This window comes from Pseudoxanthomonas sp. LjRoot127, from assembly GCF_964253495.1.
Taxonomy (GTDB): Bacteria; Pseudomonadota; Gammaproteobacteria; order Xanthomonadales; family Xanthomonadaceae; genus Pseudoxanthomonas_A.
Genome location: NZ_CAXUQR020000001.1, coordinates 2,525,090 through 2,545,479, shown reverse-complemented (window position 1 = coordinate 2,545,479; position 20,390 = coordinate 2,525,090). Strand labels below are relative to the sequence as shown.

21 protein-coding genes are annotated in these 20,390 nt (G+C 68.3%); 15 read left to right on the top strand and 6 right to left on the bottom strand.

The genetic code is table 11. From position 1 onward, the window contains the following. Positions 1-304: 304 nt before the first annotated feature. The 6 genes from ahpC to ACSQ19_RS11700 all read left to right on the top strand — a co-directional run bounded on the left by ahpC (position 305) and on the right by ACSQ19_RS11700 (position 6,775). Entirely contained in the window at positions 305-868 is a 564-nt protein-coding gene (ahpC, locus tag ACSQ19_RS11725) for an alkyl hydroperoxide reductase subunit C (RefSeq protein WP_142125842.1), read from the top strand. Positions 869-1,106: 238 nt separating this feature from the next. Continuing rightward, positions 1,107-2,693, top strand: a complete 1,587-nt coding sequence (gene ahpF / locus ACSQ19_RS11720; protein ID WP_435997152.1) for an alkyl hydroperoxide reductase subunit F — start codon at positions 1,107-1,109, stop codon at positions 2,691-2,693. A 70-nt stretch (positions 2,694-2,763) separates the two neighbouring features. Continuing rightward, positions 2,764-3,723, top strand: coding sequence for a DNA-binding transcriptional regulator OxyR (gene oxyR, locus ACSQ19_RS11715; protein ID WP_299340923.1), 960 nt, complete (start codon positions 2,764-2,766; stop codon positions 3,721-3,723). A 112-nt stretch (positions 3,724-3,835) separates the two neighbouring features. Then, on the top strand, positions 3,836-4,276 hold the full coding sequence (gene rnk / locus ACSQ19_RS11710; protein ID WP_296278218.1) for a nucleoside diphosphate kinase regulator: 441 nt from the start codon (positions 3,836-3,838) through the stop codon (positions 4,274-4,276). Positions 4,277-5,171: 895 nt separating this feature from the next. After that, positions 5,172-6,137 (top strand): transaldolase, encoded by a 966-nt coding sequence (locus tag ACSQ19_RS11705; RefSeq protein ID WP_435997150.1) that lies wholly within the window; start codon positions 5,172-5,174, stop codon positions 6,135-6,137. Further along, positions 6,134-6,775 carry a hypothetical protein gene (locus ACSQ19_RS11700; RefSeq protein WP_435997148.1) on the top strand — a complete coding sequence of 214 codons (642 nt, stop codon included), beginning with the start codon at positions 6,134-6,136 and terminating at the stop codon, positions 6,773-6,775. The genes ACSQ19_RS11705 and ACSQ19_RS11700 overlap by 4 nt, the downstream gene beginning before the upstream one ends. Before the next feature lie 21 nt (positions 6,776-6,796). Here the strand turns inward: ACSQ19_RS11700 and msrA are convergent, their stop codons facing one another. The 3 genes from msrA to ACSQ19_RS11685 are packed head-to-tail and all read right to left on the bottom strand — an operon-like array spanning position 6,797 to position 8,454. After that, entirely contained in the window at positions 6,797-7,447 is a 651-nt protein-coding gene (gene msrA, locus ACSQ19_RS11695; RefSeq protein WP_435997146.1) for a peptide-methionine (S)-S-oxide reductase MsrA, read from the bottom strand. Between the two features lie 30 nt (positions 7,448-7,477). Next, a complete protein-coding gene (locus ACSQ19_RS11690; protein WP_435997144.1) occupies positions 7,478-7,747 on the bottom strand; it encodes a DUF2007 domain-containing protein in 270 nt (89 codons plus the stop codon). Between the two features lie 32 nt (positions 7,748-7,779). Next, positions 7,780-8,454, bottom strand: a complete 675-nt coding sequence (locus ACSQ19_RS11685) for a glutathione S-transferase family protein (protein ID WP_435997142.1) — start codon at positions 8,452-8,454, stop codon at positions 7,780-7,782. A gap of 90 nt (positions 8,455-8,544) precedes the next feature. On the opposite strand from ACSQ19_RS11685, the gene ACSQ19_RS11680 reads away from it, so the two are divergent. The 6 genes from ACSQ19_RS11680 to ACSQ19_RS11655 all read left to right on the top strand — a co-directional run bounded on the left by ACSQ19_RS11680 (position 8,545) and on the right by ACSQ19_RS11655 (position 14,269). Next, complete coding sequence (locus ACSQ19_RS11680; protein WP_435997140.1) at positions 8,545-10,302, top strand: glutamine--tRNA ligase/YqeY domain fusion protein; 1,758 nt, start codon at positions 8,545-8,547, stop codon at positions 10,300-10,302. Between the two features lie 76 nt (positions 10,303-10,378). After that, a complete protein-coding gene (locus ACSQ19_RS11675) occupies positions 10,379-10,798 on the top strand; it encodes a hypothetical protein (protein ID WP_435997138.1) in 420 nt (139 codons plus the stop codon). Further along, positions 10,798-11,358 carry a nucleoside deaminase gene (locus ACSQ19_RS11670; protein WP_299340902.1) on the top strand — a complete coding sequence of 187 codons (561 nt, stop codon included), beginning with the start codon at positions 10,798-10,800 and terminating at the stop codon, positions 11,356-11,358. Before ACSQ19_RS11675 ends, ACSQ19_RS11670 begins: the two co-directional genes overlap by 1 nt. 93 nt (positions 11,359-11,451) lie before the next feature. Continuing rightward, positions 11,452-12,504 (top strand): 23S rRNA (cytidine(2498)-2'-O)-methyltransferase RlmM, encoded by a 1,053-nt coding sequence (gene rlmM, locus ACSQ19_RS11665; protein ID WP_435997136.1) that lies wholly within the window; start codon positions 11,452-11,454, stop codon positions 12,502-12,504. A gap of 37 nt (positions 12,505-12,541) precedes the next feature. Next, the gene (locus tag ACSQ19_RS11660; protein ID WP_435997134.1) at positions 12,542-13,474 is read left to right on the top strand and encodes an SMP-30/gluconolactonase/LRE family protein; all 933 of its coding nucleotides are present in this window, start codon (positions 12,542-12,544) and stop codon (positions 13,472-13,474) included. Positions 13,475-13,546: 72 nt separating this feature from the next. Then, positions 13,547-14,269: a hypothetical protein gene (locus tag ACSQ19_RS11655; RefSeq protein ID WP_296278207.1), complete on the top strand. Its 723-nt coding sequence runs from the start codon at positions 13,547-13,549 to the stop codon at positions 14,267-14,269. Positions 14,270-14,275: 6 nt separating this feature from the next. Here the strand turns inward: ACSQ19_RS11655 and ACSQ19_RS11650 are convergent, their stop codons facing one another. Genes ACSQ19_RS11650 through ubiH form a run of 3 tightly spaced genes read right to left on the bottom strand, consistent with a single transcriptional unit; the run spans position 14,276 to position 17,851 of the window. Continuing rightward, positions 14,276-15,400: a Gfo/Idh/MocA family protein gene (locus ACSQ19_RS11650; RefSeq protein WP_435997132.1), complete on the bottom strand. Its 1,125-nt coding sequence runs from the start codon at positions 15,398-15,400 to the stop codon at positions 14,276-14,278. A gap of 58 nt (positions 15,401-15,458) precedes the next feature. Beyond that, positions 15,459-16,646 carry a UbiH/UbiF family hydroxylase gene (locus ACSQ19_RS11645; protein WP_435997130.1) on the bottom strand — a complete coding sequence of 396 codons (1,188 nt, stop codon included), beginning with the start codon at positions 16,644-16,646 and terminating at the stop codon, positions 15,459-15,461. Further along, complete coding sequence (gene ubiH, locus ACSQ19_RS11640; protein WP_435997128.1) at positions 16,643-17,851, bottom strand: 2-octaprenyl-6-methoxyphenyl hydroxylase; 1,209 nt, start codon at positions 17,849-17,851, stop codon at positions 16,643-16,645. Before ubiH ends, ACSQ19_RS11645 begins: the two co-directional genes overlap by 4 nt. Before the next feature lie 97 nt (positions 17,852-17,948). Between ubiH and ACSQ19_RS11635 the strand changes: the two genes are divergently transcribed. From ACSQ19_RS11635 to ACSQ19_RS11625, 3 genes are all read left to right on the top strand, one after another. Continuing rightward, a complete protein-coding gene (locus tag ACSQ19_RS11635; RefSeq protein WP_299340887.1) occupies positions 17,949-18,551 on the top strand; it encodes a hypothetical protein in 603 nt (200 codons plus the stop codon). A gap of 17 nt (positions 18,552-18,568) precedes the next feature. Then, the gene (locus tag ACSQ19_RS11630; RefSeq protein ID WP_296278855.1) at positions 18,569-19,126 is read left to right on the top strand and encodes a cob(I)yrinic acid a,c-diamide adenosyltransferase; all 558 of its coding nucleotides are present in this window, start codon (positions 18,569-18,571) and stop codon (positions 19,124-19,126) included. 266 nt (positions 19,127-19,392) lie between these two features. Further along, positions 19,393-20,301 (top strand): histone deacetylase family protein, encoded by a 909-nt coding sequence (locus ACSQ19_RS11625; protein ID WP_435997125.1) that lies wholly within the window; start codon positions 19,393-19,395, stop codon positions 20,299-20,301. Positions 20,302-20,390 lie beyond the last annotated feature (89 nt).

Sequence of the window (20,390 nt, the reverse complement as noted above, 5' to 3'; positions counted from 1 at the left end):
CATCATGGTACTCAATGGCGTATGGAGCGCTCGGTGCTTCTAGCAGTGCCGGCAATGGCCTCGTTCGGACGTGTGCCGGCAAGGGAGCTCTTAAGACGTCCTGATCCAGTCAGATCGCCATCAATATAAGTAACTGAAAAATTTTATTTTTTGTTCAGATCTTGTTGAAAGCATGTGCCGACCCCACCTATTGATAGCCAAAAACTATCTATTCAATTCCATCAATCGATTTGAGATATCAATAGTCGCTGCCTACCATGGCGCCATCGCTTCACCACACCCACTCCACTCACGAGGATCTTCCATGTCCCTGATCAACACCGCGGTCCAGCCCTTCAAGACCACCGCCTTCCACAACGGCGAATTCGTCGAAGTCACCGACGGCACCCTGAAGGGCAAGTGGTCGGTCCTGATCTTCATGCCGGCCGCCTTCACCTTCAATTGCCCGACCGAAGTGGAAGACGCCGCCGCCAACTACGCCGAGTTCCAGAAGGCCGGCGCCGAGGTCTACATCGTCACCACCGACACGCACTTCTCGCACAAGGTGTGGCACGAAACCTCCCCGGCGGTGGGCAAGGCCCAGTTCCCGCTGGTCGGCGACCCGACCCACCAGCTGACCCGCGCGTTCGGCGTGCACATCGAGGAAGAAGGCCTGGCCCTGCGCGGCACCTTCGTCATCAACCCGGAAGGCGTCATCAAGACCGCCGAGATCCACAGCAACGAGATCGCCCGTGACGTGTCGGAAACCCTGCGCAAGCTGAAGGCCGCGCAGTTCACCGCCGCCAACCCCGGCCAGGTCTGCCCGGCCAAGTGGAAGGAAGGCGCGCAGACGATCGCCCCGTCGCTGGACCTGGTCGGCAAGATCTAAACGCCACCGCAGCACCGGCGCATCCCCGCGAGGATGCGCCATCGCGACACCGCATCACGCCACCTCCGGGCCACGGGCCCGGAGGATGGCCTGGACGTTTGCAGCAGCGGCATGCGCCGCTCGCCGGCTCCCTCCTCCCTGACCGGCTCCCTCCCTCCGGCGCATGCCGCTCCTGCAAACGCCTGACTTCCCCTTCCCCCGGTTCTCTTCCCAGAATCCCTCCACGGAGACGTTCGCCATGCTGGACGCCAATCTGAAGACGCAGCTCACCGCCTACATGGAAAAGGCCGTGCGCCCGATCCACATCACCGCGCAGCTTGACGACAGCGCCGGCTCCGCCGAGCTGCAGGCGTTGTTGAAGGACCTGCAGGACGTCTCCGACAAGATCACCGTTACCGAGCAGCTTGGTGGCGAACGCACGCCGTCGTTCTCGCTGACCTCGCCTGGGCATGACATCCACCTGACCTTCGCCGGTCTGCCGATGGGCCACGAGTTCACCTCGCTGGTGCTGGCACTGCTGCAGGTCGGCGGCCATCCGTCGAAACTCGCGCAGGACGTGATCGAACAGATCCGCTCGCTCGATGGCGAATACCGCTTCGAAACCTATTTCTCGCTGTCATGCCAGAACTGCCCGGACGTCGTGCAGGCGCTGAACCTGATGGCGGTGCTGAACCCGAAGATCCAGCACGTCGCCATCGACGGCGCGCTGTTCCAGCAGGAAGTCGAGCGGCGCGAAGTGATGTCGGTGCCGACGATCTTCCTCAATGGCGAGGTGTTCGGCGCCGGCCGCATGGGCGTGGAAGAAATCGTCGCCAAGCTCGACACCAACGCCGGCAAGCGCGATGCCGAGAAGATCAAGGCCAAGGCGCCCTACGACGTGCTCGTCGTCGGCGGTGGCCCGGCCGGCGCCGCCGCCGCCATTTACGCTGCGCGCAAGGGCATCCGCACCGGCGTGGCGGCCGAACGCTTCGGCGGCCAGGTGCTGGACACGATGGCGATCGAGAACTTCATTTCCGTGCCGTATACCGAAGGCCCGAAGCTCGCCGCTGCGCTGGAGCAGCACGTCAAGGACTACCAGGTCGACGTGATGAACCTGCAGCGCGCGGAGAAGCTCGTTCCCGCCGGACAGGACGGGCTGATTGAGGTACAGCTCGCCAACGGCGCCTCGCTGAAGTCGAAGACCTTGATCCTCTCCACCGGTGCCCGCTGGCGGCAGATGAACGTGCCCGGCGAGGACGAGTACCGCAACAAGGGCGTGGCCTACTGCCCGCACTGCGACGGTCCGCTGTTCAAGGGCAAGCGCGTGGCGGTGATCGGCGGCGGCAACTCCGGCGTCGAAGCGGCGATCGACCTGGCCGGCATCGTCGCCCACGTGACCCTGATCGAGTTCGACAGCCAACTGCGTGCCGACGATGTGTTGCAGCGCAAGCTCCGCAGCCTGCCGAACGTGCGCATCGTCACCAGCGCACAGACGACGGAAGTACTGGGCGACGGCAACAAGGTCAACGGCCTGGTCTACAAGGACCGCACCGGCGGCGATACGCACCGCGTCGAACTGGAAGGCATCTTCGTGCAGATCGGCCTGCTGCCGAACACCGAGTGGCTGAAGGGCGTGGTCGCGCTGAGCCCGCGCGGCGAGATCGTCGTCGACGACCGCGGCCAGACCAGCGTGCCGGGCGTGTTCGCGGCCGGCGACGCCACCACCGTGCCGTACAAGCAGATCGTCATCGCCATGGGCGAAGGTTCGAAGGCCGCGCTGAGCGCCTTCGACCACCTGATCCGCACGTCGGCCCCGGTGGCAACCCCGGACGCTGTCGCGGCATGATGCGCGGGCGCGGGCCGTGCCATGGTCCGCGCCGCGTCGCCGCACGGCGGTTCCCTGAGGGAGGAGTTCCATGAATCTCCGCGACCTGAAGTACCTGGTGGCGCTGGCCGACCACAAGCATTTCGGCCGCGCCGCCGCCTCGTGCTACGTCAGCCAGCCCACGCTGTCGACCCAGATCAAGAAGCTGGAAGACGAACTGGGCGTGCCCCTGGTCGAACGCGCGCCGCGCAAGGTCATGCTGACGCCCGCCGGGCGCGATGCCGCCGACCGCGCACGCCGCATCGTGGCCGAGGTCGAGCAGATGAAGGAAGCGGCGCGCCGCAGCCAGGACCCGGAAGCCGGCACGGTACGGCTGGGATTGTTTCCGACGCTGGGACCCTACCTGCTGCCGCACGTGGTGCCGCAGCTGCGCGCGCGTTTCCCGCACCTGGAGTTGCTGCTGGTCGAAGAAAAAAGCGATGTGCTGCTGTCGCGCCTGCGCGAAGGCAAGCTGGATGCCGGCCTGCTGGCGCTGCCGATCACCGACGACCAACTGCATACCGAATTCCTGTTCGAAGAACCTTTCGTGCTGGCGGTGCCGGAATCGCATCCCTTGGCGCAGCGCGAATCCCTGACGCTGGCCGAACTGTCGCAGCAGCAGTTGCTGCTGCTGGAAGACGGACATTGCCTGCGCGAGCAGGCGCTGGATGTCTGCCGCCTCGCCGGCGCCAACGAAAAATCGGAGTTCCGCGCCACCAGCCTGGAAACGCTGCGCCAGATGGTCGCCGCGGATGTCGGCATCACCCTGCTGCCGACCTTGGCGGTCAAGCCGCCGGTGGCGCGCTCGCAGAACATCCACCTGTTGGGCTTCAGCGATTCGCACCCGAGCCGGCAGATCGCGATGGTGTGGCGGAAGAGTTCGGCGATGAGCGATTTCCTGCTGCAGCTGGCGCGCGTGTTCCGCGAACTGCCTCCCAGCCTCTTCGAGCCCGATACGGGCGGCGCGCAACCGCCGGCCGGACGCCCCACGCCGCGCGCGCGCGCGGCTTGAACCAAGCCACCTTCCGGGCTACGGTAGGGCGGCAAACAGGACTCCGATGGGCGGCGCGGCGACGCGTCGCCCGTTTCCTTTTGCGCGACCCCAAAATCCACAGAGGACCCCGATGAACAACACCCGCACCAGCGGCCTGCCGCCCTCGCTTCCCCCGCTCGTCGTGTCCAGCCGCGATCTGTCGCGCCTGGAAGCCCTGCTCGACACGCCCGTGCTGCGCCGGCACCCGGCAGCGCTCGCGCTGATGGACGAACTGAACCGCGCCGACGTGCGCACGCCGGACCGGATGCCGGACAACGTGGTGACGATGCACTCGCGCGTGGAGTGCGACGACGAACTCACCGGCGAACACCATCGCCTGACCTTGGTATATCCCCACGAAGCGAACGTCGAGACCGGCCTGGTCTCCGTTCTCGCCCCCGTCGGCAGCGCGCTGCTGGGGCTATCGGTGGGGCAGACGATCGATTGGCAGGCGTCCGGCAACCGGCCCTTGCGCCTGCGGGTCACCGCGATCGAGTACCAGCCGGAAGCGAGTGGCGACCTGCATCGCTGATTCTCTTCTCGGATCGAAATACGACGTGGGTCGTCACGGCGCTGCTTCGCATCACCTTGAATGACTGGCTTTTCACTCACGAACTCTACCGGCGTTTGAAACTAGGCAGCTCTTAGCTTTTTTCAGAGTGCGTAGAGACGGCGCCGCTCGCCGCGGAGGCCCTACTTTTCTTTGCTTGTGCAAAGAAAAGTAGGCAAAAGAAAGCACACCCCGGCGGTCCGCCCGCCGCACGCGGCGGGTGCGCAGTCCCGGCGGGAATTTTCGGACGGGGCATCCTGCCCCGGCCGAAAACGCCGCACATCCATGTGCGGCGCCCCTTCGGGGTTTTACCCACCGCGACTGCCGGACCTCAGGGGGCCAACGGCCAAAGCAGAAGCATCCGCGCGCCGTATTTGCTTTTGCTCGTGCTTTCGGGGTCCCCATGAGGCACGGCGAGCGGGCCGGGTAAAACCCGAAGGGCGGCGTCATGGATGACGGCGTTTCCGTAAGGCACATGGATGTGCCTTACGGAAATTCCCGGCCTGTTCGCGGACCCTGCGCGAAGCGCAGGGCGTGCCGCCTGGGGCATGTTTCTTTGGTTCCTTTCTTTGCACGAGCAAAGAAAGGAACGCCCCCGCGGCGAGCGGCGCCATGCGTGCGAGAAGAAGACCCTTCCCTCACTGCCGTCAGAAGCAACCGCCATCGCGGATGCGGTGGCAACCATGGAGGACAAAGACATGGACTCCGTTGCCCCTCACCCCAACCCCTCTCCGCAGGGAGAGGGGCTTGAAACCCTCTCCGCGAGGAGCCGCACCATGCCAAAACAAAGCCAATTTCAGCCTTCCACCACAAGCCTTCGCGCTGGACGACAAGGCATACTTGCCCTCCCCGTCCTGTTCCCCTGCCGAGCCACCGCATGAACTCCGCCACGCCCAGCAAACTCCAGCAACTCCGCGAACTTTCCGTCGTCGTCGCCGACACCGGCGATTACGACGCCATCAAGCGCCTCAAGCCCGTGGACTGCACCACCAATCCCACGCTGGTGAAGAAGGCGCTGGACCTGCCGGTGTACGCCGAGCTGATCGAAGAACACCTCGCCTGGGCGCGTGCGCAGGGTGGCGGCGAAGCGCTGGTGGACGAGGTGGTCGATCGCCTGACCGTCGGCGTCGGCGCGAAGCTCGCCGGCCTGATTCCCGGCCGCGTTTCCACCGAGGTCGATGCCGACCAGGCCTACGACACCGCAGCCACCATCGCCAAGGCACGCAAGTTCGTGCAGATGTACGCCGACCAGGGCATCGGCCGCGATCGCATCCTGATCAAGGTCGCTTCCACCTGGGAAGGCGTGGAAGCCGCACGCGTGCTGCAGGCCGAAGGCATCGACTGCAACCTCACCCTGATCTTCAACCCCACCCAGGCGATCGCCTGCGCGGAGGCCGGCGCGTTCCTGATCTCGCCGTTCGTGGGCCGCATCCTCGACTGGTACGTGGCCAACGGGAAAGCGCCGGCGAACATCGATGAGGATCCGGGCGTGGTGTTCGTGCGCGGCGTCTACGCCGAATTCAAGCGGCGTGGTTCCCCCACCGTGGTGATGGGTGCATCGTTCCGCTCCACCGCGCAGATCGAAGCGCTGGCCGGTTGCGACCGCCTGACCATCTCGCCGGACCTGCTGGAAAAGCTGGACCAGGAGCACGGCGACCTGCCGCGCAAGCTGTCACCGACGTCCGCCGAGGCGGGCGCTGCGGCGCCGGTGACGGCCGACAGCTTCGCCGCCGCGATCGAGGCCGATCCGATGGCGAAGGAAAAGCTCGCCACTGGCATCGACGCCTTCGCCAAGGACCTGGCTGCACTGCGCACGACCATCCGCGAGAAACTGACCGCGTGAATCTGCGCACCCTCCTGGTGATCGCCATCCTGGCCTGCCTGGCGGGGTGGTGGTTCTCGGAGAAGCGGGAAGGTCCACGGGCGCCTGCTGCGCCGGGCGATATCGCCTTGGCCTGCCCGTTGCCGCCCCGCGTGGCATCGGGCGAGCCGCCCTTGCAGACGGATGTGCCGGACAGCCTTGCGCCGTTCGCGCTGGATGCCGCCACGCTGACGCCGCTCGCCGGCTTCAGCGTTGAAGCGCGCGTGCTGTCGCGCGAGGACTACGGCAGCGGCCGCGAGTCGGACCTGTCGCCGACCGACCTCGCGCTGGGTTGGGCCCGCATGACCGAAGATGCGGTGATCGACGCGCTGGACATCAGCCAGTCCTCGCGCTGGTACCGCTACCGCTGGAGCGACCAGCCGCCGCTGCCGCCGAACGAGATCGCCAGCAGCAGCGCCAACATGCACATGATCCCCGGCAACGACAGCGTCGCGCAGGCGCTCGCCGGCGTACGCAAGGGCGAGCGCGTGCGGATCGATGGCTGGCTGGTGGAAGCCAATGCGCGCGACGGCTGGCGCTGGCGCAGTTCCACCAGCCGCACCGATACCGGCGGCGGCGCCTGCGAAGTGGTCTACGTCTGCGGCGTCACCCGGCTGTAAGGCCGGGCAACGGCCTGGGCCTCACGCATCCAGCCCGATCGGGCAACTGACGCCGGTCCCGCCGAGCCCGCAGTAGCCGTTCGGGTTCTTCGCCAAGTACTGCTGGTGGTAGTCCTCGGCGTAGTAGAACGGCGGCGCGGGATACACGACTTCCGTCGTGATGTCGCCGTAGCCGGCCGCCTTCAACTGTTGCTGGTAGGCCTGCAGGCTCGCTTCGGCGGCCGCCTGCTGCTCCGGCGTGTGGCAATGGATGCCGGAACGGTACTGCGTGCCGACGTCGTTGCCCTGGCGCATGCCCTGGGTGGGGTCGTGGCTCTCCCAGAACACCTGCAGCAGGCGCTCGAACGAGACCTGCGCGGGGTCGTACACGACGCGCACGACCTCGTTGTGGCCGGTCTGGCCGGAGCAGACTTCCTCGTAGGTCGCATTCGGCGTACCGCCGCCGGCGTACCCCACCGACGTGCTGTACACGCCGGGCACGTTCCAGAACTTGCGCTCCGCGCCCCAGAAACAGCCCAGGCCGAACTCGACTTGCTGCAGGCCGTCGAACGCGTCGCGCAGCGGATGTCCGTTGACGAAGTGGATGTTGTGCAGCGGTAGCGGCGTGCCGCGTCCCGGCAGCATGTCTTCTGCGCGCGGCATGCGCTGTTTGTAGGCTCCGATACCCAGCATGGCGAACCTCGTGTGTCGGGAGAAAGCGGATCAGGCCGGCAGGATGCCCAGGCCTTCCTCGTCGCCTTCCAAGATGGGGCCATTGCTGCCCGAATCCAGTCCCAGGCCCTTCACGATCCCTTCCGCGTCGGGCAACGCTGTGTCCGGGACGCAGACGCGCAGCACGCCGAACAGCGGCAGTTCGCCCATGCCGCCCAGCAGGGACTCGCCGAACACGAACGCCGGGATCTCCGCTTCCTCCAGCGCGTGCTTCACCAGATGGGCATCGAACAGGTTGTCGGCCAGGTAGACCACGCGCATGGATACGTCCTCCGCCGCCAGCCTACACCTGCTCAGGCGGGCAACGGCTTGCGCAAGGCCTCCGTGGCCGGCACCGATTCAGGCTCGACCGCGGCTGCGGCCCGCCACGCCTGCATCGCCGGCAGCGCGAACAACGCCTGCATGTAGCGACGCGCGGTGGCGTCCACCTCCACGCCATAGCCATCGAAACGCACCGCCACCGGGGCGTACATCGCGTCGACGATGCCGAACTCGCCGAACAGGAAGTCGCCGCCGCCGCCATGCGCCGCGCGCAGCGCGCGCCACAGCGCCTGGATGCGGTCGATGTCGCGCTGGGCCGCGGCGTCCCAGCGGTAGGCATCCGGCGTGCGCCGGCTGTTCATCGGCAACTGCGTGCGCAGCGCCGTGAAGCCGGAATGCATCTCGGCCGCCGCCGCGCGTGCCACCGCGCGCGCGGCGCGGTCGCGCGGCCAGCCCTGGCCGTCCAGCCAGCGCTCGTTGGCGTATTCGCAGATCGCCAGCGAATCCCAGACGTGCACCCCACCATCGTGCAGCGCGGGCACTTTGCCGGTCGGGGAATGGCGCCCGACCTCCGCGGCGAACGCGGGCGTGTCGAGGGGCAGGCGGATCTCCTCGATTTCCACGCCGAAGTGCCGCAGCAGCAGCCACGGGCGCAGCGACCAGGACGAGTAGTTCTTGTTGCCGATGACGAGCGTCGGGAGGCTCATGCGGGGACCGGTTGCACGATGGCTGTTCAGGATAGACCAGCCCGGACGCCAGACCGGCTAAACTGGCGTTTTTCCACGCCTCCTGCCCCGATGTCCGATACCGCAGCCCCCTCCGCCCCCCTGTCTGACGATGCCGCCCCGGAAAAGCGGGACTTCATCCGCCAGATCGTGCGCGAGGACCTGGCCAGCGGTCGCCACGCCTCGGTGAAGACGCGCTTCCCGCCCGAGCCCAACGGCTACCTGCACATCGGCCACGCCAAGGCGATCTGCCTGGACTTCGGCATCGCCGGCGAGTTCGGTGGCGTCTGCAACCTGCGCCTGGACGACACCAACCCCGCCAAGGAAGACCCCGAGTACGTCCGCGCCATCCAGGACGACGTGCGCTGGCTGGGCTTCGAGTGGCACGACCTGCGCCACGCTTCCGACTATTTCGAAGTGCTGTACCTCGCCGGCGAGAAGCTGATCCGCCAGGGCGACGCCTTCGTCTGCGACCTGAGCGCGGACGAAGTGCGCGCGTACCGCGGCACGCTGACCGAACCGGGCCGCAACTCGCCCTACCGCGACCGCAGCGTCGAAGAGAACCTGGACCTGTTCCGCCGCATGCGCGCGGGCGAGTTCCCAGACGGCGCACGCACGCTGCGCGCGAAGATCGACATGGGCAGCGGCAACATCAACCTGCGCGACCCGGCGCTGTACCGCATCAAGCACGTCGAACACCAGAACACCGGCAACGACTGGCCGATCTATCCGATGTACGACTACGCGCACTCGCTGAGCGACGCGGTGGAAGGCATCACTCATTCGCTGTGCACGCTGGAGTTCGAAGACCACCGTCCGTTGTACGACTGGTGCGTGGACAAGGTGGACCTGGCCGGCTCGCCGGACCTGGTCGTGCCTTTGCTGGCGAAGGGCCTGCCGAAGGAAGCGAGCAAGCCGCGCCAGATCGAGTTCTCGCGCCTGAACTTTAACTACCTGGTGATGAGCAAGCGCAAGCTGCTCGCGATGGTGGAAGACAACCTGGTCGACGGCTGGGACGACCCGCGCATGCCCACGCTGCAGGGCATCCGTCGACGCGGCTACACGCCGGCGGCACTGCGCCTGATGGTGGACCGCGTGGGCATCAGCAAGCAGAACTCACTGCTGGACATCTCCATCCTCGAGGGCGCGTTGCGCGAAGACCTGGATGCCGCCGCGGCACGCCGCATGGCGGTCATCGATCCGGTGAAGCTGGTGCTGGCGAACCTGCCGGACGGCCACGAGGAAGCGCTGACGTTCTCCAACCATCCGAAGGACGAGTCGTTCGGCCAGCGCAGCGTGCCGTTTTCGCGCGAGCTGTGGATCGAGCGCGAGGATTTCGAGGAAGTGCCGCCGAAGGGCTTCAAGCGCCTGACCACGGGCGGCGAAGTGCGCCTGCGCGGCGCCGGCATCGTGCGCTGCGATGAAGTGATCAAGAACGACGCCGGCGACATCGTCGAGCTGCGCGGCTGGCTGGACCCGGAATCCCGCCCGGGCATGGCCGGCGCCGAACGCAAGATCAAGGGCACCATCCACTGGGTCAGCGCGAAGCATGCGGTCGCCGCCGACATTCGTCTCTACGATCGGCTGTTCACCGTGCCCAATCCGGATGACGAGTCGGAAGGCAAGACCTACCGCGACTACATGAATCCGGAATCGCGCCGCACGGTGACCGGCTACGTGGAGCCCGCCGCGGCCAGCGCGGCGCCCGAGCAGTCGTTCCAGTTCGAGCGTATCGGCTACTTCGTCGCCGACCGCTACGACCACACGCCGGAGCGTCCCGTGTTCAACCGCAGCGTCACCCTGCGCGACACCTGGGCGACCAAGGCCTGAGGCCGGCCTCTTTCACCGCGTCTTGAGGCGGCGAAAGGCAGGCTGGCGCGCACCACCACCGAGGAAGGAGTCCGCCATGTCCCGCATCGCGCTGCGCCTGTTGCCTGCCATGCTGTCGTGCCTGTTCCTGTTCGCGCTGTCAGGCTGTGCGGCGCCGGCGTCCTCCGATGGCGTGGCGACCGATCCGCCCCCCGCATCGGCGCCGGCGCCCAAGCCGACCGGTGGCAACCTGCCACCGCGCGAAGCGGGCGCCATCACCGTGGACTACGCCTGCCGGACCAGCGCCGACTGTGCGGTCAAGAACGTGGGCAACTGCTGCGGCGCCATGCCGGCCTGCGTCAACAAGGACAGCCCCACCGACCCGCAGGGCGTCCAGGCCCAATGCGCTGCGAGCGGCCGCATGAGCGTCTGCGGCTTCGCCGACGTGACCGCGTGCCAGTGCGTGAGCGGCCGCTGCGAATCCGACTCATCCTCCTCGAAATTGCCGACCCCGTAATGCTCTACCAACAGATCCACCTGACCCTGCCCGCCTGGACCCACGACCTGGTCGATCCCGCCGCGACGTTCGCGAGCGACGAAGAGAAGGTCGCGCTGGCCATCGACCTGTCGCGCCGCAACGTGGACGCCAGCACTGGCGGCCCGTTCGGCGCCGTGGTGTTCGGCCCCGACCATCGCGTCATCTCCCTGGGCGTGAACCGCGTGATGCCGCATACCTGCTCGCTGGCGCACGCAGAGAACATGGCCTACATGCTGGCGCAGCAACGCCTGCAGACGCCGCGCCTCAACGACCTTGTCGCGCCGGTGGTGCTGGCGACGTCGTCGCAACCCTGCTGCCAGTGCTATGGCGCCACGGTATGGGCGGGCATCGACCGCCTGCTGATCGGCGCGCGCGCCGAGGACGTGATGGAACTGACCGAGTTCGACGAAGGCCCGCTGCCGGCGGACTGGATCGGCGAGCTCAACAAGCGCGGCATCGAGGTGGTCCGCGACCTGCGCCGGGACGACGCGCGTGCCGTGCTGAAGCGTTACGGCGAACAGGGCGGCGACACGTACTGACCTGGCGCGGCAGGAGAAGCCATCGACCGGCGCTTCTCCTGTACCCTGTGCCTGCGGCAGGAGCCGCCACCCTCCGCTTCACGCGACCGCGCCATGTCATCGACGACCGGCCTGCTGGCCTTTTGCCGCCAGGGATTCGAACCCGAACTCGCTGCCGAACTGACCGAGCGCGCCGCGCTGGCCGGGTTCGCCGGGTATGCGCGCGCGCAGCGCAACGACGGCCATGTGGTATACGTCTGCGAACAGGCGCAGGCGCTGGACCGTGCGCTGCCCTGGCGCGACCTGATCTTCGCCCGGCAGAAGCTGCGTCTGCTCGCCGAACTGCGCGGCATCGATCCGAAAGACCGCATCACGCCCCTGCTTGCCGCGCTGGCCGGCAGCGGACGATTTGGCGACCTGTGGGTCGAGCATCCGGATTCCGACAGCGCCAAGCCGCTGGCGGGGTTGGCGCGCAGTTTCGGCAATGCGCTGCGCCCGGCGTTGCGCAAGGCCGGATTCCTCAGCGAAAAGGACGACGCCCGCCTGCCGCGCCTGCACGTGGTATTCGTGCAGGGCGACCATCTGTTCCTGTGCGTTGCCGACGCACGCGACAGCGCGCCGTGGCCGCTCGGCATCCCGCGCCTGAAGTTGCTGCCCGATGCGCCCTCGCGCTCGGCGCTGAAGCTGGAGGAAGCCTTCCTGTCGCTGCTCGACGAGCGACAGCGCGATGCATTGCTGCAACCGGGCATGACCGCGGCCGACCTGGGGGCCGCACCCGGCGGCTGGACGTGGGTGCTGACCCGTCACCACCTGCGCGTGACCAGCGTCGACAACGGTCCGCTGCGCGATCACGTGCTGGCCACCGGACTGGTCGAGCACCTGCGTGCCGACGGCTTCCACTGGAAACCCGCCCAGCCGCTGGACTGGATGGTCTGCGACATGGTCGAGCAGCCGCGCCGCGTGGCCGAGCGCATGGCGCAGTGGTTCCGTGAAGGCTGGTGCCGGCATGCGGTATTCAACCTCAAGCTGCCGATGAAGAAGCGCTGGGACGAGACCCGACTGTGCCTGGACCTGTTCGCGGACCAGGCCGGGCGTCCGCTCGAGGTGCGCGCGCGCCAGCTCTACCACGACCGCGAAGAGATCACCGTCTTCGCCACGCCCGGCTGACACCTGCAGACGCGCTGCGCGCCACCAAGGGAAACGGATGACGTCACCTGCCTCGACCCGCATCATTGCCCTGGGGCTCGTCGCCTCGCTCGCCGGCTGCGCGCACGTGCAGGGAGCCCGCAGCGCCGCCAACGAAACGCTGTACGTCGCGCGCGATGTCATCGGCGACGGTGTCTTCAGCGCGGGGATCGAAGGGCCAGCGTTCGGCCCCGATGGCGCGCTGTATGCCGTGAGCTATGGCCGCGACGGCACGATCGGCCGGGTGACCTTCGACGGCCATGGCAAAGGCCGCGCAGACCTGTTCATGACGCTTCCCGAGGGCAGCACCGGCAACGGCATCCGCTTCGATGCCGACGGCTTCATGTACGTCGCCGACTACACCGGCCACCGGATCCTGCGCATCGATCCGCGCGACCGATCGATCGGCGTGTTCGCGACGCTGCCGGGCGCACACCAGCCCAACGACATCGCGTTCGCGCCCAACGGCATGTTCTACGCCAGCGATCCTGACTGGCGCGGCGCTACCGGCCAGTTGTGGCGCATCCTGCCCCATGGCGAGGCGACGCTGCTGGAAACCGGCATGGGCACCACCAATGGCGTGGAAGTCGGGCCGAAGGGCGATGTGCTGTACGTCAACGAGAGCGTGCAGCGCCGCGTATGGGCCTATGACCTGGACGGCAGCGGCGCGATGTCCGGCAAGCGCCTGCTGATCGCATTCTCCGACCACGGCCTGGACGGCATGCGGACCGACGTGCGCGGCAACCTGTACATCGCACGCTACGGCGCCGGCGTGGTCGCGGTGGTGTCGCCCGATGGCAGGCGAGTGCGCGAGGTGACGTTGAAAGGACGGAAGCCGACCAACGTGGCCTTCGGCGGTCCGGACGGTCGCACTGTCTACGTCACCCTGCAGGATCGCGGCGCGATCGAAGCCTTCCGCGCCGAGTTTCCCGGTCGCGAAACCGGGCTGTGACCGGGTGCCGCCGCGGTCTCAGGCAGTGACATGCCCGCGTGGCAAGATGCCTTCCTGACACGGAGACCGACCATGCTGCCCATCGAACTCAAGGACCCTGCCGGTTTCGGCACCGAGTTCCTGCGCCTGACCCTGCTGCAGGGCTTCCAGTCGCTGACCAAGCGCGACCTGGAGTTGTTGATCTTCGTGTTGCTGGAGCGCGACGGCGCCATCGGCCGGGACGAATCCAATTTCACCGTCGCCGGCAAGCTGCGGGTCACGCCGGCCAAGATCAAGGCGCTGCGCCGCGATGGGTACGCCCGCTGGCGCGCCTTGGTGCCGGAAGAACGCGACGCCGCGCTGCAGCGCATCGTCGCCAGCGCGTTGACCGAAACGAACCTGAAGTCGGGCGCCAAGCATGTCAGCGAGCGCAGCCGCAAGGACGGCTTCCTCGCCATCCGCGTCGAACACCCGGACGACCACCAGCAGTTCGAACAGGCCATCCTCGACGTCGGCGCATTGCCGGTCTACGAGCGCAATCGGGAGGTCGTGGCCGTGCGCTTCGATACGCTGCTTGCCATCGCCGAGCGCTGGGGTTACCTGCAGCCCGATCCGGCCGCGGTCACCGAGGCCTTGAGGGCGCTCACACCCACCTCGGAAGAGGTCGCGGACCTGCTGAAGAAGGACGTCACCAAGCTGCGCTGGCAGGATGCGCGCAACGCGCTCAACAGCCTGGGCGCCAAGGCCGTGGCCAGCACCGCCGAAGGCGGCCTGAAAGGACTGCTGAAGATCGTCTTCCCGTTCATTCCGGGTTGATCGCACTCAACCCGCGGCGATCTCCACGCGTTTCCCACCCGCGCGCGCGGACGCGAAGATCGCATCGAGTACCTGCATGTCGCGCCAGCCCTCCTCGCCAGGAACCCGCGGCGCACGCCGCTCCAGGATCGCCAGCGCATCGGCATCCATCTGCCTCGCCTGCTGCGCAGGCGTGGCACCGACCGCGACATCGAAACGGCGGCCGTCGCTGGCCTCGCCGCGCACGCCTTCGTAAGCCTGGAACGGCGACAGTTCGTACCACCCGTTCGCGCACTCGGCGCGCAACAGATTGAGATTGCGGCCAAAGCTGGTCTCGCCATCGGCCACGATGCCGTCGGGAAACTCCAGCCGGAACTGCATCGTCTCGTCGACGCCGCGGAAGATCTCCGGGCGCTGCACCGACGCCGTGGCGGTGACCGCGACCGGCTCGGCGCCGGTGGTGTAGCGCGCGGCGTTGAGCGCGTACACGCCCATGTCGTACATGGCGCCGCCGCCCCGCGCCGGATCCAGCCGCCACGGATCGCCGCCGGCGTCGTCGAATCCGCGGAATCCGGCCTCTGCGCGGATGCGCTGCAGGCGGCCGAAGGGTCGCGAGTGCGCCAAGGCCATGACGGCCTGCGTATTGGGCTCGTGTTGCATGCGGTAACCGATCGCCAGTTGCACCCGCTGGTGCCGGCACGCCTCGATCATCGCGCGCGCCTCCGCGGCATCCATCGCCATCGGCTTCTCGCACCAGACATGCTTGCCGGCCGCCGCGGCCCGCAGGGTGAACGGCTTGTGCAGGTGGTTGGGCAACACGACATAGACCACGTCGATGTCGGGGTTGTCGGCGATGCGGTCGAAACCACCGTAGTCGTAGACGTTGCGGTCGGGAATGCCATGTCGGCGCTGCCATTCCGCCGCCTTGTCCGGCGTGCCGGTCACGATGCCGGCCAGCCGGCAATGCCTTGTCATCTTCAGCGCAGGAGCCAGCAGGTCTCGGCTGTAATAGCCGAGACCGACCAAGGCGACGCCCAGCGGACGCCTGGCCGTCGCGCTCACGCGGGGCAGGACGCCGGCCATGCCCGCCGCGCCGAGCGCACCGAGCAGCCGCCGACGGAATACATCGGGCGAGGAACGTTCGATACTCATCGCGGCCAGCCTCAGGGTGGGGAATCGCGAGGCTATCGCATGCGGGGTGCCGCCGGTGTCAGCGCGGGCGCTGGCCGGCCGCGTGGCGCCAGAAGAAATCCACCAGCGGCGGCAGCCTGCCGGCCAGGCCCAGCAGCGGACCGCGCAGGAGGGTCAGGTGCATGTCGTCGTTCGAGAACAGCCGGTTGATGCCTTCGAAGGCATACGCGGCGGTCGCATTCTCGCTGCGGCGCGCGCGGGCCCAGCGCTCGAGCCGATGCGTGGCGGACCAGTCGACGCGCCGAGCCTGCGCGGCGCGGATCCCGTCACGCAAGGCGCCCACGTCGCGGAGGCCCAGGTTCACGCCCTGCCCTGCGAGCGGATGCACCACGTGCGCCGCATCGCCGGCCACGACCACGCGGCCGTCGACGTAGTCCTTGGCCAGTTGCCGCTTCAGCGGGAACGCCGCGCGCGGCGAGGCTGCTTCCACCTCGCCCAGCTGCCCCCCCATCGCCAGCGTCACCTCGCGACCGAAGGAGGCATCGTCCAAGGCGAGCACGCGCCCTGCTTCGCCGTCCGGCAACGTCCAGACGATCGAGCTGAGACCCTCGGCGAACGGCAGGAAGGCCAACGGTCCGGTCGGCAGGAAGCGCTGCCAGGCGGTGTCTTCGTGCGGCATGCCCGTCCGGACGAATGCCACCACGCCCCGCTGCGCGTAGTCGTGCGTGGCGACGTCGAGACCGGCCAGGCGACGCAGGGTGGAATCGGCGCCATCGGCGGCCACTGCCAGACGCGCATCGAGGCGCGTACCGTCGTCCAACCGCAGGGTGACGCCGCTCTCGTCCTGCTCCAGCGCCTCCACGCGCGCCGGACAGCGCACCTGCACACCGGCCGATGGCAGGGCGGCCCACAGCCGGTCCACCAGCAGCGCATGTTCGACGATCCAGCCCAGCTGCGTTCGTCCCAGCGTGTCGGCGTCGAAACGCAATGCGTCGCCACTACCGGCATCCCATACGCGCATGCGTCGGTACGGGTGCACGCGCGCGTCGCGGATGGCGCCCCAGACACCGGCGTCGTCGAGCAAGGCGGCGTTGTCGGGCGCGAACGCATAGACGCGCAGATCCGGGTGCGCCGGCGACCAGCGCAAGGGCTCGCGGCCTTCGACCAGTGCCACCTGCAGTCCTTCGCGCGCCAGCACGAGGGCGCAGGCCGCGCCCACCACTCCGCCGCCCACGACGGCGACATCGATCTGTCCCCGGCGCTTCATGCGGCCTCCCCGCGGCAGAGCGCCGGCACGTCGCCCCGGAAGCCCATCGCTCCACCCACCAGGAACGACTGCAGCGAAGGCTGCGCATCCACCGCCACCAGGCCCAGGCTGCGCAGCGGCTTCAGCAGCGGCGATGGATTGGCGGTAAGCCGTGCCAGGCCGTCGGAGAACGCCAGCGTGCGGTCGCGGTCTTCCTGCCGGCGCGCGGCGTAGGCAGCCAGGCTGGCGGTATCGCCCGGATCGTCACGGCGGGCGATCTCTTCGGCCAGCGTGAGGGCATCGCGCAGGCCCAGATTGAAGCCCTGCGCGCCGACGGGATGGATCGTCTGCGCGGCATTCCCGAGCACCACCGCGCGCTCGGCGGTCAGCCGTTGCGCGACCACGCGGACGATCGGATACATGCTGCGCTCACCGCTCGCGGTCAGCCGGCCGATACGCCAGCCGATCGCGCGCTGCAGCCGCGCCAGCCAGGCGGCGTCATCCAGCGCGGCGACGTCGTCGGCGTCTTCCCGCGCCACGCCGTGCACCACGCCCCAGTGACGGTCGCCACGGGGCAGGAGTGCCGTGGGGCCCTCGTCGCCGAGGCGTTCGAAGGCGGTTCCGTCCGGCGCCTGCGTGGCGCGCACGCGGGCGACGAACAGCGTCTGGCCGTAGTCGTGTTCATCCGTACCGATGCCGAGGGCCTCGCGCACCGCACTGCGGGTCCCGTCGGCAGCGACCACCAGGCGGGCGTGCAACGTGCGCTCGCCGTCCGCATCTGCGACCCGCAGCGCGCGATGCTCCGCTTCGCCGGGCGCGAATCCCACGAAGCGCGCAGGGCGGTAGCGCGTCAACCGGGACAGGCCGCCCAGGCTGGACTCCAGCGCGTCGCCGAACTCGCGCGCCACGACGACCTGGCCGAAAGCCTCGCGCCCGTAGTCCCCGGCCTCCAGCTTCACGCGCCCGAAGTCGCCCTGCCGGCTGACATGGATGCGCCGGATCGGTCCGGTGGGCGTGCGCAACTGCTGCATGACGCCCAGCGCGGTGAGCGCATTGACCGTCGCAGTGGCGAGACTGAGATTGCGCTGGTCGAACACCGCGGGCATCTGCCCGGCCGGCGTGGCTTCCACCAGTGCGACGTCCCGTCCCTGCCGGTCCAGGGCGATGGCCAGGCTGGCGCCGACCAGCCCCCCGCCCACGATCACCACGTCATGCCGTTCTTTCATGGGGCCATGATAGCGCCCCGCCTCCCACGCTCCGTCCGTGGGCATGCGACGCGCAGGCTCCGGTAGAATGCGGGGCTGAGTCTCCGGAACCGTGCCGATGAATATCTCTTCCCAACGCGCCCTCGTGCTGATGCTGGTCGCTGCCCTGCTGGTCCTCACCCGCCTGCACCTGCCGACGACCTTCGGTCACATCGGTCCGTTGCCCGACGCGAGCTGGGCGGCCTTCTTCATCGGTGGCTATTACCTGCGCACCTGGTCGCGCTGGGCTTTCCCGCTGTTCATGGCGGCTGCCGTGGCGGTGGACTACATCGTCATCAGCGGCCAGGGCATCAATTTCTGGACGCATTACTGCGTTTCGCCGGCGTACTGGTTCCTGGTGCCGGCCTACGGTGCGATGTGGGCGGGTGGCGCGCTGCTTCGCCGTTACCAGACCGCTAACCACGGCCGCACGCTGGCACTGCTGGTCGGCACGCTGCTGGCTTCGGTCACCGTCTGCCACCTGCTGAGCCAGGGCAGCTTCTACTGGCTCAGCCCGGTCGTGAGCGAGCCCACCGTCGCCGGCTGGTGGAAGAATTTCAGCGACTGGTACCTGCCGTACCTGCGCGTGGCCGCGATCTACGTGGGCCTGGCCGTCATCGTGCACGTACTGGCCGGACAGGTGGTGCGCTTGGCCCGGCCGCACGGCCGCGCGGCCGGCTGAGCGGGCCCGGGGCGCCGATGGGCAACCGCCTCTCGAAGATCTACACGCGCACCGGCGACGACGGCAGCACCGGCCTGGGCGACGGCACGCGCGTGGGCAAGGACTCCGCCCGCGTCACGGCCTACGGCACGGTGGACGAAGCCAATTCGGCCATCGGCGTGCTGCTGGCGGTGGCGAGCGTGCCGGACGACATCCGCGCGCTGTTGACCACCGTGCAGCACCAGTTGTTCGATCTGGGCGGCGAGCTCTGCATTCCCGGCCACGCGGCGATCACCGGTGACGATGTCGATGCGCTGGAAAAGCAACTGGACCAGTACAACGACGACCTGCCGCCGCTGAAGGACTTCATCCTGCCGGCAGGGGGCGAAGCGGCCTCGCGTTGCCATCTGGCCCGCACCATCGTGCGCCGGGCCGAGCGCGAAACCGTCACGCTGGCCCGTCACGACGCCGTGCGCCCGGAAGCGATCCGCTATCTCAACCGGTTGTCCGACCTGCTGTTCGTGCTGGCCCGCGTGCTGGCCCGCGCCGACGGACACGGCGAAGTGCTGTGGAAACACGAGCGGCGCCACGCCTGAGCCGTTGAGCGCGGGGCGGTCCCACCGATCTCCGCAGCATGGTAGGAGCGGGCCCTGCCCGCGATGCGTCGGGGTGACCCGCCGGCAGGGCATCGCACCCTAAGGCGCTCGCACAGAGCATCGGCGACCCGGACGGCGGACGCCACGTCACGCCGCCCCCGAAAGGTCGAATGCCAGCCGCCACAGGGCCGCGCTTAGAATGGCGCTGACTCCCCACCGCGTGGGACCGTCTGCGCCACTTCCCGAACCCGGACAATGCCGGCACCGTGATCATCTACACCCATCCCGCCTGCCTGCTCCATGACCCCGGACCGGAACATCCGGAGCGGCCCGCCCGGCTGGAAGTCGTGCTGGATGCGCTGCGCCGGCACCACGCCGATGCCGACTGGCGGGAGGCGCCGATCGCCAAGCTCGGGGACCTGCGGCGCGTGCACGACGAAGCGCTGGTGCGGGAGGTGCTGGAGGCAGACGTGTCCGGCTACCGCATGCTGGACCCGGACACGGTGATGTCCCCAGCCTCGCGCGCCGCGGCGTTGCGGGCCGCCGGTGCCGGCGTGGCAGGCGTGGATGCCGTGATGAACGGCGAGGACCGGACCGTCTTCTGCGCGGTCCGGCCGCCCGGCCACCATGCGACCGGCACGGCCGCGATGGGGTTCTGCCTGTTCAACAACATCGCCGTCGCGGCGGCGCATGCCTGCGACAGGCACGGACTTGAGCGCGTCGCGGTGATCGACTTCGACGTGCACCACGGCAACGGCACGCAGGCCATCTTCTACGACGAACCCCGCGTGGCCTACTTCAGTAGCCACGAGTCGGGCATTTATCCGCACAGCGGCGCACCGTACGAACGGGGGGTCGGCAACGTCTTCAACGCGCTGCTGCCACCCGGCAGCGGCGGGTTCCGCTTCCAGAACACCTGGGCCGACGAACTGCTGCCGGCGCTCGACGACTTCAAGCCGCAACTGCTGCTGATCTCGGCCGGATTCGATGCCCACATGCGCGATCCGCTGGCCGACCTGATGCTCGAAACCGACGACTTCGGCTGGCTGACCCGGCAGCTGCGCGACCTGGCCGACCGGCATGCCGCCGGACGCGTGGTGTCCATGCTCGAAGGGGGCTACGACCTGGAGGCGTTGAGCGACTGCGCCAAGGCCCACGTGGACGCGCTGCGCTGATCGCCACGGCAGTCCGGCCAATCGCTGAACCTCGACCGACACCGGCCGGAGGCCTTCATTGCCCGCATGCATGGGATGGGGCAAGCTAA

What these genes read in the sequence shown, in the direction of transcription:
- rnk (WP_296278218.1), top strand. Translation starts at nt 3,836, where the DNA reads ATGAACAACACCCGCACCAGCGGCCTGCCGCCCTCGCTTCCCCCGCTC.
- ACSQ19_RS11645 (WP_435997130.1), bottom strand. Translation starts at nt 16,646, where the DNA reads ATGAAGCGCCGGGGACAGATCGATGTCGCCGTCGTGGGCGGCGGAGTG.
- ACSQ19_RS11690 (WP_435997144.1), bottom strand. Translation starts at nt 7,747, where the DNA reads ATGCGCGTGGTCTACCTGGCCGACAACCTGTTCGATGCCCATCTGGTG.
- ACSQ19_RS11670 (WP_299340902.1), top strand. Translation starts at nt 10,798, where the DNA reads ATGCTCTACCAACAGATCCACCTGACCCTGCCCGCCTGGACCCACGAC.
- ahpF (WP_435997152.1), top strand. Translation starts at nt 1,107, where the DNA reads ATGCTGGACGCCAATCTGAAGACGCAGCTCACCGCCTACATGGAAAAG.
- ACSQ19_RS11650 (WP_435997132.1), bottom strand. Translation starts at nt 15,400, where the DNA reads ATGAGTATCGAACGTTCCTCGCCCGATGTATTCCGTCGGCGGCTGCTC.
- ubiH (WP_435997128.1), bottom strand. Translation starts at nt 17,851, where the DNA reads ATGAAAGAACGGCATGACGTGGTGATCGTGGGCGGGGGGCTGGTCGGC.
- ACSQ19_RS11675 (WP_435997138.1), top strand. Translation starts at nt 10,379, where the DNA reads ATGTCCCGCATCGCGCTGCGCCTGTTGCCTGCCATGCTGTCGTGCCTG.
- ACSQ19_RS11680 (WP_435997140.1), top strand. Translation starts at nt 8,545, where the DNA reads ATGTCCGATACCGCAGCCCCCTCCGCCCCCCTGTCTGACGATGCCGCC.
- oxyR (WP_299340923.1), top strand. Translation starts at nt 2,764, where the DNA reads ATGAATCTCCGCGACCTGAAGTACCTGGTGGCGCTGGCCGACCACAAG.
- ACSQ19_RS11635 (WP_299340887.1), top strand. Translation starts at nt 17,949, where the DNA reads ATGAATATCTCTTCCCAACGCGCCCTCGTGCTGATGCTGGTCGCTGCC.
- ACSQ19_RS11630 (WP_296278855.1), top strand. Translation starts at nt 18,569, where the DNA reads ATGGGCAACCGCCTCTCGAAGATCTACACGCGCACCGGCGACGACGGC.
- ACSQ19_RS11655 (WP_296278207.1), top strand. Translation starts at nt 13,547, where the DNA reads ATGCTGCCCATCGAACTCAAGGACCCTGCCGGTTTCGGCACCGAGTTC.
- msrA (WP_435997146.1), bottom strand. Translation starts at nt 7,447, where the DNA reads ATGCTGGGTATCGGAGCCTACAAACAGCGCATGCCGCGCGCAGAAGAC.
- ACSQ19_RS11660 (WP_435997134.1), top strand. Translation starts at nt 12,542, where the DNA reads ATGACGTCACCTGCCTCGACCCGCATCATTGCCCTGGGGCTCGTCGCC.
- ahpC (WP_142125842.1), top strand. Translation starts at nt 305, where the DNA reads ATGTCCCTGATCAACACCGCGGTCCAGCCCTTCAAGACCACCGCCTTC.
- ACSQ19_RS11705 (WP_435997150.1), top strand. Translation starts at nt 5,172, where the DNA reads ATGAACTCCGCCACGCCCAGCAAACTCCAGCAACTCCGCGAACTTTCC.
- rlmM (WP_435997136.1), top strand. Translation starts at nt 11,452, where the DNA reads ATGTCATCGACGACCGGCCTGCTGGCCTTTTGCCGCCAGGGATTCGAA.
- ACSQ19_RS11685 (WP_435997142.1), bottom strand. Translation starts at nt 8,454, where the DNA reads ATGAGCCTCCCGACGCTCGTCATCGGCAACAAGAACTACTCGTCCTGG.